This window comes from Paenibacillus sp. N3/727 (genome assembly GCF_022637315.1).
GTDB classification, from domain to species: Bacteria; Bacillota; Bacilli; order Paenibacillales; family Paenibacillaceae; genus Paenibacillus_AQ; species Paenibacillus_AQ uliginis.
Genome location: NZ_CP093336.1, coordinates 744,533 through 757,130, shown reverse-complemented (window position 1 = coordinate 757,130; position 12,598 = coordinate 744,533). Strand labels below are relative to the sequence as shown.

Below are 12,598 nucleotides of genomic sequence, written 5' to 3'. Positions count from 1 at the left end.
CCATGCAGGACCTTCCCATTCTCTTCTAACCTGGAAGGTGACTCTATCATACCAAATTTACTAGCCTGATGGAAAAAGGTAGCATTTACCATTCATCAGTCTCTGATTTACCGCCCCTGGACCGTGTATACATAAGGTAAATGAAACTCCGGGGCAATCCGGAACACGAAACAAAACCCGGAGCCGCTTTCGGCTTCGGGTTTTGTGCTATTCATGCTGTATGCTTACAACTTGATATTGGTTTCGTCAAAGTATTCCTCAAGTGTCAAACCGCTCTCGGCAATATCAGGAGCAAGGTCTTCCCCGACGTAACGAATATGCCAAGGCTCATACACATATCCGGTGATTCCTTCTTGGCCTTCCAGATAGCGAATAATAAAACCGTACTCCGGTGCGTTCTCCGCCAGCCATATGCCTTCCTTCGTCTGTCCAAAGGATTGCTCCAGCGCATTGCCTGCGCTTGGGCTAGACACATCAATGGTAAGTCCCGTCTGATGCTCACTCGTGCCCGGAACCGCACTGATACGGGACGCTTCCTCTTCACCCTTGGTAGCCACATGGCTCTCATATACCGACTTTTGCCGCGCAAAGGAACGGTATCCGGATACGGCTCTAAGCTCGATACCCTCGGCATCAGCCGCTGCGAATAGCTTCTCCAGCGCCTCTGCCGCTTCTTTTCTCATATTCCGCTTTTCATGCGGTTCATCGAAAGAAAATGGCACATTCGGTTCCACCAGATCACTCGGCTCATAACCATCCGGCAAGCTGCGCTCCTTGTTGACAATTACCGTAACCGAATCTTCGTTCGTCACGACCTGCTTCCCGTTCTCCTCACGTGCTGTAGCTTGCAGAGAATTCTCGCTGCGTTTCGTCATTACCGGGTCAGCTTGTCCACCGTTATCCGGCAGTGTACCTTCCTGCTGTCCGCCGGCCTGCGCTTTCAGGTCTTGTTCCTGCTTCTCACCGGATCCTTCGGATTGACAGCCGGCCAGCATTACTCCGGCAAGCATTAGAGAAGACAGCATCAGGCTTATCTGCCGTATTCTTTTCCCTCTATCTTTGCTCATTGTCCGCCTCTTCCTTTCATCCTCTGTCTCCTAGATGTCCATTGTACCCTATCCATTTGGGAGGGACAAATCCAGAAACGACAGAAAATGACAGTTTCCCGGCATTAGAGCCGAAGTTGCGGCAAACAAGTCGTTTTTTCGGCGTTTCACGCGGTATCTAAACAATCGCGATTCGACTGCATTCGCGTCTACTTGCTCTTCAGACCGCGGCGCCGGCGCTCGGCTTTGTTGGCCGCCTCGCGGACCACAAGCCCCAGTGCCTTCGATGCGCCGCGCACCTGCGGCAGCAGACCGGCCCAATCCCCGGCCGGTCCGAGCTGACCCGGTGGGGGAGGCGGCGCAAGCCGTACCTCCACCTCCTGCAGCAGCGGCCCGGGGCGATGCAGCCGGCCCTCGGCCGCAGCCTCGGCCAGCCACTCGCCCGGAGAAGGACCCGATAGGGCCTTCTCCTTCTGCCGGGCGGCCGCGTCTTCGGCGGAGCCGCGCGCCGCAGGCGGGGCTGCCTCGGCCCAGGCGCCGAAGACGCCGGCCAGCAGCGCTTCCCGCGGCAGGCCCAGCAGCGCCAGCCGCTGGAGCGGCTCCGCCGCAAGCCGCGCCCGTGCGGCTTCCAGCACGGCTGCGGCATGTTCGCAGGCTGTGCGCCCGCAGGTGCAGCGCGCGGCCGATCCTTCATCCGGTACGGATGAAGGGGCCCATTCGTCCAGCCATGGGGCTGGACGGCTCTGCAGCAGGCGGTACAGCGCCTGTGGGTCGCCGATTAGGCGGTGCAGCACGCCGTCCTTGGCGGCGGGCTCAAGCATTTGAACCGGGATGCTGACCCTTGCTGCCTTGTCGCTGGATATCGTTCCGCACAGCAGCCCCGGCGTAAACTCCAGCGTTATCTTTTCCTGTTCTTCCGGCATCACCATCGCGGCGCTCACCATCCCTTCTGCAGTCGTATCTCGTGCAGTTACTCAATAACGAAAGCCCTGCACATCACATCCAGTCCTGTCCCTGCAGCTCGATGAGCTGACGCAGCTCTCCATCGGACATTTCTGTCAGCCACGTCTCACCCGATCCAACCACCTGCTCGGACAGAGCCTTTTTCTGCTCAATCAACTCATCGATCCGCTCTTCAAGCGTTCCCTGGCTGATCAGCTTATGAACCTGAACGTTCTTATGCTGACCGATCCGGAACACCCGGTCTGTTGCCTGGTTCTCCACCGCCGGATTCCACCAGCGGTCATAATGAAGCACATGATTCGCACGCGTCAGGTTCAGACCGACTCCACCCGCTTTCAAGGAGAGTACGAAGAAGCTTGCGCTTTCGCCTTCCTGAAAAGCACGAACCATATCATCCCGTTCTTTTTTAGGTACTCCGCCATGCAGGAACGCAGGCTCTTTGCCATAGCGCTTGGTCAAGAACTTCACCAACAGCTCACCCATGCCAACATACTGTGTAAAGATGAGTGCCGATTCCTCCACATCTGCTATACTGTCGAGAATTTCGAGCAGCCGCTGCATTTTACCCGAGGACTCCATCTTCGGTGAACGACCGTCTTCTCCCCGCAGCAGCTGCGGATGGTCACAAATCTGCTTCAGCTTGGTCAGGGAGGACAGCACTAACCCCTTACGCGCCATGCCCGTACGATTCTCGATCTGTCCCAACATTTCATCCACGATAGCCTGATACATAGCCCCCTGAACCTCTGTCAATGGACAGTAAGATTTGATCTCCAGCTTCTCCGGCAGATCCTTACGGATGTCCGGATCGCTCTTGAGTCGGCGAAGCATGAACGGCGACACCAGCCGATGCAGCTCATGAAGTCTTTCCTCCTGACCTTCTCCAAGGGCGTAACGCTGGCGGAAGGCATTAAACGAACCCAGATAGCCCGGATTCAAGAAGTGGAAGATTGACCATAACTCTCCCAGCCGATTCTCCACCGGGGTACCCGTCATGGCGATCCGGTGTGGTGCAGATAGCTTCATTACGCTTTGCGCCTGTTTGGTTCGATAATTTTTAATATATTGAGCTTCATCCAGCACAACGCTGGACCAGCTAACAGACGATAAATCCCCGCCATCGCGTCCAGCCAGGTGATACGTGGTTAACACGATATCATATTGGAGTGCTTCTTGCTGAAACGACTCGCCCCTCAGCCGGTGGACACCATGATGGATATAAAGGGAAAGATCGGGCGCGAAGCGCTGCAGTTCCCTCTGCCAGTTTCCAAGCAATGAGGTTGGACAGACGATTAGAACAGGACCGCTATGCGCTTCTCTTCTCTGGTCTAACAAACATGTAATGACCTGAATCGTCTTACCTAGACCCATGTCATCAGCGAGACAAACACCAAAGCCCAGATCACGCATAACACTCAGCCACTGGTAACCTCGCTCCTGATAGGGTCTCAGCTGACCGTGAAGGGAAGACGGAATCTGGCGGCTAGGAAGCCTGCGCTCCCCTTCCCCGTCCAGCAGTGCCGACAATAGCCCCGTCGTCTCCACTTCTTCAATAAAGAGCCCCTTCCACATGCGCTCTCCGTCCATTTCGGCCGTAAGATGCATCCATTCGGACAGCTCCATTTCACCCTGTTCATGCCGCTTCATGAAGCGTAGCACCTGATTGATCTCCTTCAGATCCACCTCAATCCACTCGCCCCGGAACTGTACATATGGCATATTGGCCTCCGCCAATGCCGCTAGCTCTTCCCGGGAAAGCTGCTGTCCACCAACGGCAGCCGATACCTCAAATGATACAAGATGCTCCATGCCGAGAATAGGCAAGTGGTTGTCTACGCCGCCGTTTGGAGACGTATCCTGCATCATTTTTAGCGACAAACCAACCCGGCGTCTCCCTTCCCGGCTCCACTTGGATGGCATTTGAACCGTCACACCGGTACGTGTTAGCCTTGGCACAGATTCCCTCATGAAAGATGAGAGCTTCTCCAGCGGCAGAACCACACCTTCCGGAGCAGGTCCCCTCAAACCTTCTGCCAGCTCAGCAGATTGATCAGCCGCGCCCCCAATCGTTAGAAGCAGCTGTTCCTGAATCGATGTATATATACGTCCGCGGACCAGAAGATCCTTCTCTCTGCAGCTCCATATACTGTGCGCCGGCAGCCACAATCCTTCATCCTCCCGGCCTCCGGCCCATACGGATAAACGCCAATCCTTCTGCCCCTCCTCAAGCGGTGGTTCCAGTCGGAGGCCAAGCCGAATATTTCCATTCTCCGGAGGCAGATCTTCACCCTCTGTATAGGGGAGGACTGTGTGTCCAGCAAACTCGACTTCACGGGTTAGATCATAGACTTCCTCCGCAGCTCCCTGCACAGCAAGTTCACGGCTTACGGTAAGTAAACTGTTCCACCACAGCTCTGTCAGCGGTGAACGTCCTCGGCGGTAATCCCGCAAGTAAGAAGAAAGTTTCCCTTCAATGCCCCGCACAGCTTCCCTGGCCTCGGCATCGATAATTGAACAGAGGAACGAATAGAGGACAACAGCCCCCGCTTCTTCCCGAGTCGCCGGTTCACTTCCTGCCAGTGCCGCAGGGACGCCCATACATAACGGCGGTATATTAGCTGCCAGTTGCAAAAATCGCTCCGCGTCTTCTCCTGTAAGCTGAGGCTTCCACACCGCTTTGACCATATGCATGGTGGCGCTCCTTCGCCGTCCGGCCGAAGGAACCTCGGCGGTTCCCGGCGCAATCCGGCCGCGAAGCTGCAGCTCCAGCGCAAACCTGGCTGCCGTTGACCAGTATTCCATTTCTTCTCCCAGTATAAGACCCTTGCTCTGATAAAGCCCGGTATCTAGTGACAGCAGCATCGTGAAAGCATCTCCCGGGGTCAGGGCCAAACCTTCCATCGTTCGCCCTCCCAGTGTCTTGCGTTCCGTACGCCGCACATTTTTCACCACTGCCGATTGAACAGGGTATCTCATTTCTGCCAGCCGGAGCGAGGCATGTGCAAATGGACGGATTCCGTCATCAAGCTGCACCTTTCTCATGACCCTGCTCCATGCATCCACTTTGGGTTCCGATACTTCACCGGAAAAACAAAAGAAAGCGTCTCCTAGCCATACGCCATACAGCGGTTGATTCATGGTTGTCTCCTGTCTTTTTTCCTGCTTTACAGATATTATTCTTATCTTAAACGATAGCGGACTAATTTCAAAACGATATCCTGTTCATGAGACATCCTACATATTCATTATCTTTTCATTTATTTGACACTTTTTAGTTTTTCTACCGTAACTATTTATTATAACGTGTTCGGGGAGGTTGGTTTGCATGGCTGTCGGTTTTTTGGGTGTTTTTGGGATATTCGCGTTACTTATTCCCTTTTTGTTCTTCATCCTTCATATCGCCATCTGTGTCTGGGGCTTCCGTGACGCCAGACGCAGAGGCAGAAGTTCTGAATATGCCCTGCTCGTGGTTCTGGGCCTCTTGTTCTTTCCCGTCGTCGGCATCATTGTGTATCTCCTGATACGTGATTATTAACAGAATGAACCTTCAACAGTCATTCACCGCATAAAAAAACGTGTATCGAAGTACCTCTGAGAAGACAGGCCGCATTTAACGGTAGCTTTTCTTGCGAGATAAGGATGCACTTGACTCCCAAAGTCACACTTTCTTATCTCTTAAAAAAAGGTGTCCACTGCCGTTATGGCAAGCTGGACACCTCTTTTAACATATGCGGGATACCCGCATTTACATACGCTGTTACGCTAATTGCGTAAACTTTTTCTTACCTTTTACTTCGTTTTCAGACTAGCCCAGGACTGCTCCAATGCCTCGAACAATTGAGTTTTGTCCACATTGCCTGCGACATACCCCTGCATTTGGCTACCGAATTCGTTCATACCGCCATCAGGGAATTTGTTGAATTCCCAAGAAAGTGCTTTACCTTCCTGGCTGTATTTCATAACATCGCTTCCCAGATCGCCAAGCAGCTCCGTATTCGCTTCAATGGATTTGAAAGCCGGAATGAATTTAAAGTCTTCTGCGATATATTTCTTACCTGTCTCAGAAGTTACAAGCCAGTTCAAGAATTCTTTTGCTTCATCCTTCATCTTAGAGTCTTTGTTGACAACCCAGTTGTTAGGTACGCCGATTGGGAGTTTATCGTTCTGCTCTGCATTGTCGTTAATTGGCATCGGCAGGAAACCGATATTCAATTCCGGGTTGATGCCGTCAATCTGAACCTGTGTCCAGTTACCGTTTTGCGTCATAGCAGCTTCACCACTTGCAAATGTCGTAATTTCGGTATTATAGTCGGTTGTCAGCGGGTTCTTCTGTCCATATTTCAATGTCAAATCAAACAGTTTAGTCCACTCGTCAAGCACTGCATTGCTGACCATTTTCTCTTTGCCTTCGTTCAGACCTGTAACAAATGCATTTGGGTCCTTCTGATGGGCAAACCCGATGTTAAGCAGGTGATTGGCCAAAATCCATGTTTCCTGATATCCGTTCACAAACGGTGTAATTCCGGCTGCTTGAAGCTTCTGAGCTGCTGCTTCCAACTCGGTCAACGTTTTAGGAAGCTCTGTTATCCCTGCCTTGGCAAACAGGTCTTTGTTATAAATAAATCCATAACCTTCGATTGCCATTGGCTGACCATAAAGCTTGCCGTCCTTCGTCATAGGCTCCTTCGCAACATCCACAACGTCACTTACCCATGGCTGGTCCGATAAATCTTCAAGCTTCTCAAACCAGGTATCCAGATCTCTGTAGCCGGCGACATTAAAGACGTCAGGCTGATCGCCGGAGGCAAATTTTGCTTTCAATGCAGCGCCGTAGTCCGAACCGCCACCGACGGTCTGAATGTCCAGCTTGATGCCTGGATGCTCTTTCTCGTATTCTTCCTTCATTTTGTTCATTGCTTCAGCAATTTCCACTTTAAATTGGAAAATTTTCAGCGTCTTGGTTCCGCCTTGGCCACTATCAGCCTCTTTGTTATCTTCCTTGGCACCGCCGCAGCCCGCCAGAAGAGTTGAAAATGCCAATACCATCACTAGCGCGAGCTTACTGTATTTCTTCATTGATGAATCCTCCCTTTTGTGTTTACTCAATTGAAGAATAATGATAACGCTTACTTTCTTAGTATAATGAACCTTTTTTATAACATCAGGTACGATATTGATATAAAAGGGGGATGGAATTGACCAGTCCTGAAGTTACCCTTTAACCGCACCTGCAGTGATTCCTTCAATGATATATTTCTGCATTGCAAGGAAAAATATGATGACTGGCGTAATTCCGAGCACAAGGGCCGGTAGGGCCAGATCCCATTGTTTCGTATACTGCCCAAAGAAAGCAAAGGTTGCAATCGGAATGGTCCGCAGCTCGGCGGATGTCAGGATCAGGGATGGAAGCAGATAGTCATTCCAGATCCAGAGCGTGTTCAGAATGATAACCGTCACAAACATCGGCTTCATAAGCGGGAATACAACCCGGAAGAACACCCCGTAAGGACTTGACCCATCCACTGTTGCCGCTTCTTCGATTTCGAGTGGAATCGATTTTGTAAAGCCATGGAACAGGAACACACTCAGCGGTACACCAAATCCAAGATAACATATAATGAGTCCATACAAGCTGTTGCTGAGCCCAATCGTTGACGTCACTTTCACTAGTGGAATCATAATGGATTGGAAAGGAATAACCATCGCCGCTACAAACATCGCGAAGAGCAGCCGGTTAAACCCGGTATCGCGGCGTACCATCTGATAGGCTGTCATGGCGCTGAATAGAGCAAGAAGCAAATTGCTGACAACCGTAACAACGAGCGAGTTCCAGAGCGCAGACGGGAATTTCGTAATGGTCCAGGCTCGAGAATAGTTGGTCCATTCAAAAACCGTCGGCAACCCTGCAGAATCCGTGAGCAGCTCGCCGAACGATTTAACCGAGTTCACGAACAGGAAGTAGAACGGAACCAGAAAGATCAAACCGATCAGAATCATCATGATTTCAGTAAATAAGGTGCCCGTACGGTATTTTTTGATCGCGTCCATCAGGCTTCGACCTCCTTGCTTTTCGTGAATCGAACCTGCAAACTTGTAATAATGGCTACTACCAAGAAGAAGATAACTGCTTTGGCAGTACCAAGCCCAAGACGATTGTTCGTAAAGGCTTCATTGTAAATATTCATAGCAACCGATTCGGTGGAACCGAACGGTCCACCCTTCGTCAGGGACAAGTTCAGGTCAAACATTTTGAAGGACCAGGAAATAGCCAGGAACAAACAAACCGTGACAGCTGGCATAACGAGCGGTAGAATGATAGACCGGAGCACTTGTCCGCGGCTTGCGCCGTCGATCTCGGCCGCTTCCAAAATATCCTTCGGCACGTTGTTGAGCGATGAAATGTAGATAACCATAAGGTAACCGGCTGTCTGCCACACGAACACAATGACAATCGCCCAGAAAGCCGTTCCCTTTGTACCAAGCCATGGGAGTGTGAAGAAGGGATTGTCGGTCATATTGCCGATAGCTGCAAACCCTTTCACAAATATGAACTGCCAGATGAAACCTAGAAGCAAACCGCCGATCACGTTCGGCATAAAAAAGATGGTCCGGAGCACATTACGTGTCTTCAAAGGCTTCGTAAGCAAGTATGCCAGGAAAAACCCAAGCAAGTTCGTAAAGATAACACCCAGCACAGTAAATCGGGTTGTAAACCAGAAAGCGTCGCGGAACTTCGGATCATTCGTAAAAATCGTAATAAAGTTGTCGAATCCGACCCACTCAACCTGTTCGGATACCCCGTTCCAATTCGTAAAAGAGTAATATAAACCGAGCAGGAATGGAATGATCATGATAAGGATGAAAAAAAATGTGGAGGGTCCCACGAAAATGAGCTGTTGAATCCAACCTGATGCTTTTTTCCGCTTCATCCTGATCTCCCCCTTTTCTTTTTCGTTTTTGTAGTATGTAATGCAATTATGCGATAACAGAAAGACTATAAACACAGAGGATCATGAACCGATAGGAGTAAAATATTGACCTGATCATTTGTCCTACATGAAAGTCTGAGGTGACCCTATGAAAGTCCGCAGTATCCGTACCCGTCTTATTCAGTTCATGCTCGCCATAACAACCATTCCACTGCTTCTGTCGCTAATGATCACATGGATGCACACCCGGGAGTCTGTCAAGGAACAGACAGTGAATGAGAATGTGCGGTTGATTTATCAAGGAAAAACAAACCTGACCAACTATTTGAACAACATCAACCGGGCTTCCCTGTCCATATACTCCGACAATCACTTTCTTCTCAATCTGGCACTGAGTCCAGACAACTACCGGGTGGTAGCGGAATTGTATACCACGCTCCAATCCATCTTAAACACGAATTCGGATATTCACCAGATTTACATGCACAACAATCTCTCCGGCCAATCGACTCAAATTACGAGCGGTGTTCCCCGCCGGGAGTTCCGCACAGAGCCGTTCCGTCGCCTGGAGCAGTTCGATCATGGCGACACCGCTATTGAGCCTGTTCATATGAGCCACAGTTACGGCTTTTCTTACCGGCCAGCTGATCTCGCTAGTCTTCCGGTATTTACGTTCTATCGTTCGATTACCAATATACCGTCTAGCAAACAGCTAGCCTTGATGGCTATCGATGTGAAACTGGACAGTGTAACGGAGATCTGTGAGCAGCTCTATGCTGCAGGAGAGGAACAATTCTACTTGATTGATGATACAGGCCTTGTGATATATAGCGGAAATCCCGATGAGATTGGGACAACGTTAAAAGATCAAGCTTTAATGGATGAGATTTCAGACAAAGAAAGCGGGCATTTTGACGGCAGCAACGCGATGAGCATTTATGAAAAACTGGATGTGACCTTTGCTCCCTGGACGTTGGTTAAGCAAATTCCGCACCAATCCTTGTACAAAAATTCAACGGAGCTGACGAGTATCAATCTGATCATTGCCTTGCTGGCACTCCTAACCGTCATTTTCGGGACACTGTGGATTTCAATACGTATTACACAACCAATTAAACAACTTGCAAGCTATATGAATCAGGTACAGACCGGCCGACTGGATGTCGAGATTGATGTGAAGAGACCTGATGAGATTGGTGCATTGGCCCGCCGTTTCCGTCAGATGATGGATACCATCAACAACCTGATTCTTAAGGAATACAGACTCGAGCTCGCCAATAAAACGAACCAACTCAAGGCGCTTCAAGCTCAGATCGATCCTCATTTTTTGTACAATTCCTTGCAATCGATCGGCACATTGGCCCTTCAAAATAACGTTCCGCGAATCTATTCGCTGCTCTCTTCTCTCGCCAACATCATGAGGTATAACATGCGCAACAGTGAGGCCATGGTTACACTGAGAGATGAACTGAACCACCTTGAGTTATACCTTGAACTGCAAAAGGAGAGATTTGGTGACCAGCTCGAAGTCGTATGGGATATTGATCCGGATACCCTGAACGCTCCCGTTCCCAAGATGATCCTGCAGCCTATCGTTGAAAATTATTTCAAGCATGGCATGGACAACCGTTCGGATACCGGACGCCTGTCGGTATCTGCGAAGGTTACTAAAGAACATCGATTATTCATCAGGATAGAAAACACAGGAACTTCTATCGATACAGACGAGCTGTTAAAGCTCCAGAAGCTGCTCCAACATGCCGCCGGACATGAGGAAATAGATAACGGCTATTCTATAGGACTGAACAACGTGCTGATGAGACTCAATCTGTATTCCGACAATTCCGCACTGCTCTCCATCGAGAATGTGGAGCCGCACGGCGTTGCAGTCACTTTGGAAATCAACGCATGGGGAGTGAAATAAATGATGAAAGCAATAATTGTTGATGATGAAAAGCATGTCAGGGAAGCCATTCAACTGTTAGCGGATTGGAAAAAACACGGTATCACAGAAATACTCCAAGCCGCTGACGGTGAAGAAGCTGTGGAATTAATCCGTGAGCATTCGCCCCAGATTGTCATGACCGATATGCGTATGCCACGGAAGAACGGTGCTGAACTGTTGACCTGGCTGTATACCGATATGCCTGATGTTAAAGTACTCGTCATCAGTGGTTATGACGACTTTGAATATGTTCGCCATACGATCCGCTATGGGGGTATGGATTATATCCTCAAACCTGTGGATCCCGCCGCTTTGAACGAGGCGCTGGAAAAGGCAGCCACAGCGTGGCACCGTGACGAGGAAAAACGCCGCCTGAGTACAATCCAGGAGATTGAAATGAATCAAATGAAGCCTCTTTATATGGACCGACTCTGGACAGACCTCATCACCGGTAGAGGAAACAAATATCAGCTGGTGGAACAGCTTAGAGATCGGAATTCACTCGCGATTCATGTCAGCGCCTGCTCCGTAGCCGTGATCAGTGATATGCACTTCGACAAGGAGCTGCTGGCCAAATTCCGCAACCGGCGTGATCTCCTTGCCTTTACCCTGATTAATATTTGCGCAGAGCTGCTGAAGCTTAAAGGCGCAGCTTTCCGGCACATGGATAAACCGGGCACAATCATCATTCTGTGCTGGGATACGGTCGTTCCTTTTTCTTCGATCCTTAGCCGGATTAATGACGGAATTTATGCCACGCTTCACCGCCGCGTCCATTTCGGCACCGGAAATAGGGCGAAGTTCCCTGAAGAACTTCCGAGGGCCTATCAAGATGCCGAACAAGCACTGTGGAGCCGCAATCTGTTGGACAGAAATTCCCGTATTCACAGCGGCTGCTGTGTTGAAAGCAGCGGCGCCAGAACATTAAGACTTGCCTCCTATGAGGAGAAATTCCGGCTGGCTGCACTAAGTGGCAGCAAAGAACAGATTGAATCCGCAGCTGATCAATGGCTGAACGAAGTGCGTCAGCGGGGGGCTTTATCTCCCGAGCATCTGACACGGTGGAATTCGGAATGGGATTGGCTCCAGCATCACTGGACTGAACCTGAAGTCATCGGAGGACAAACGCCTGAGGAGGATGCTGAGATTTCACAGGACCTCCCTTCCCCACTTCCATTGGATAAAGAAGGACTGCTCTCTTGGGATATTTGGAGACAGCAGATTACGGGACGAATCCAATCTGCTTCGAGGGTTATGACACAGATTCATGCCAAGGAGAACCATATCATCCATGATATCGCTCGATATTTGGAGCATTCGTACCATGAGGAAATATCGTTGCAGGATATTGCCTCCCGCTTCTTTTTGAGCCGGGAATACATATCCCGCAAATTCAGACAGGAATTTGGCGTTACTCTGTCCGATTTTCTGGGCCGCATCCGGATCGATAAAGCCAAAATGCTGCTGTTAAATCCCCATCTACGGATTGCACAAATTGCCGAGATGGTCGGATATCAGGATGAGAAATATTTCAGCAAAGTGTTCAAGAAGCTTGAAGGGCAAACGCCCAATGATTACCGGAAGGAAAGGGCATCAGAGTGAGCTTCTCGATCAGGTTACAGGCTTGATTTCATATGAAATGGGTATATTCAATAATAACGATAAAAATGTTGAGTTGCAGAGTTTATCCATTTATACAATGATCTGAGGCTGTA

Annotated in this window: 9 protein-coding genes; 3 read left to right on the top strand and 6 right to left on the bottom strand. The window is 50.0% G+C overall.

The genetic code is table 11. The features are described from left to right. Nucleotides 1–224 precede the first annotated feature (224 nt). The 3 genes from MNQ98_RS03430 to MNQ98_RS03420 form a co-directional block, all read right to left on the bottom strand. Entirely contained in the window at nt 225–1,067 is an 843-nt protein-coding gene (locus MNQ98_RS03430) for a M15 family metallopeptidase (RefSeq protein ID WP_241931926.1), read from the bottom strand. 188 nt (nt 1,068–1,255) lie between these two features. After that, nucleotides 1,256–1,975, bottom strand: coding sequence for a hypothetical protein (locus tag MNQ98_RS03425; protein WP_241931925.1), 720 nt, complete (start codon nt 1,973–1,975; stop codon nt 1,256–1,258). A gap of 67 nt (nt 1,976–2,042) precedes the next feature. Beyond that, nucleotides 2,043–5,147, bottom strand: a complete 3,105-nt coding sequence (locus MNQ98_RS03420) for a DEAD/DEAH box helicase (RefSeq protein WP_241931924.1) — start codon at nt 5,145–5,147, stop codon at nt 2,043–2,045. Between the two features lie 187 nt (nt 5,148–5,334). On the opposite strand from MNQ98_RS03420, the gene MNQ98_RS03415 reads away from it, so the two are divergent. Beyond that, nucleotides 5,335–5,544: a PLDc N-terminal domain-containing protein gene (locus tag MNQ98_RS03415; protein WP_241931923.1), complete on the top strand. Its 210-nt coding sequence runs from the start codon at nt 5,335–5,337 to the stop codon at nt 5,542–5,544. A 254-nt stretch (nt 5,545–5,798) separates the two neighbouring features. Here MNQ98_RS03415 and MNQ98_RS03410 read toward each other — a convergent pair whose 3' ends face one another. From MNQ98_RS03410 to MNQ98_RS03400, 3 genes are all read right to left on the bottom strand, one after another. Then, complete coding sequence (locus tag MNQ98_RS03410) at nt 5,799–7,085, bottom strand: ABC transporter substrate-binding protein (RefSeq protein ID WP_241931922.1); 1,287 nt, start codon at nt 7,083–7,085, stop codon at nt 5,799–5,801. A gap of 135 nt (nt 7,086–7,220) precedes the next feature. Then, nucleotides 7,221–8,057, bottom strand: a complete 837-nt coding sequence (locus MNQ98_RS03405; protein WP_241931921.1) for a carbohydrate ABC transporter permease — start codon at nt 8,055–8,057, stop codon at nt 7,221–7,223. Next, entirely contained in the window at nt 8,057–8,938 is an 882-nt protein-coding gene (locus MNQ98_RS03400) for a carbohydrate ABC transporter permease (protein ID WP_241931920.1), read from the bottom strand. The genes MNQ98_RS03405 and MNQ98_RS03400 overlap by 1 nt, the downstream gene beginning before the upstream one ends. Before the next feature lie 148 nt (nt 8,939–9,086). Here MNQ98_RS03400 and MNQ98_RS03395 point away from each other — a divergent pair, with 148 nt between their 5' ends. Both MNQ98_RS03395 and MNQ98_RS03390 read left to right on the top strand, forming a co-directional pair. Next, nucleotides 9,087–10,862, top strand: coding sequence for a sensor histidine kinase (locus MNQ98_RS03395; protein WP_241931919.1), 1,776 nt, complete (start codon nt 9,087–9,089; stop codon nt 10,860–10,862). Further along, nucleotides 10,863–12,485, top strand: a complete 1,623-nt coding sequence (locus MNQ98_RS03390; protein WP_241931918.1) for a response regulator — start codon at nt 10,863–10,865, stop codon at nt 12,483–12,485. Nucleotides 12,486–12,598: the final 113 nt, after the last annotated feature.

Excerpts from the sequence above, each read along its gene's own strand:
- MNQ98_RS03405 (WP_241931921.1), bottom strand. The coding sequence starts at position 8,057 with ATGGACGCGATCAAAAAATACCGTACGGGCACCTTATTTACTGAAATC.
- MNQ98_RS03420 (WP_241931924.1), bottom strand. The coding sequence starts at position 5,147 with ATGAATCAACCGCTGTATGGCGTATGGCTAGGAGACGCTTTCTTTTGT.
- MNQ98_RS03430 (WP_241931926.1), bottom strand. The coding sequence starts at position 1,067 with ATGAGCAAAGATAGAGGGAAAAGAATACGGCAGATAAGCCTGATGCTG.
- MNQ98_RS03410 (WP_241931922.1), bottom strand. The coding sequence starts at position 7,085 with ATGAAGAAATACAGTAAGCTCGCGCTAGTGATGGTATTGGCATTTTCA.
- MNQ98_RS03390 (WP_241931918.1), top strand. The coding sequence starts at position 10,863 with ATGATGAAAGCAATAATTGTTGATGATGAAAAGCATGTCAGGGAAGCC.
- MNQ98_RS03415 (WP_241931923.1), top strand. The coding sequence starts at position 5,335 with ATGGCTGTCGGTTTTTTGGGTGTTTTTGGGATATTCGCGTTACTTATT.
- MNQ98_RS03400 (WP_241931920.1), bottom strand. The coding sequence starts at position 8,938 with ATGAAGCGGAAAAAAGCATCAGGTTGGATTCAACAGCTCATTTTCGTG.
- MNQ98_RS03395 (WP_241931919.1), top strand. The coding sequence starts at position 9,087 with ATGAAAGTCCGCAGTATCCGTACCCGTCTTATTCAGTTCATGCTCGCC.
- MNQ98_RS03425 (WP_241931925.1), bottom strand. The coding sequence starts at position 1,975 with ATGGTGATGCCGGAAGAACAGGAAAAGATAACGCTGGAGTTTACGCCG.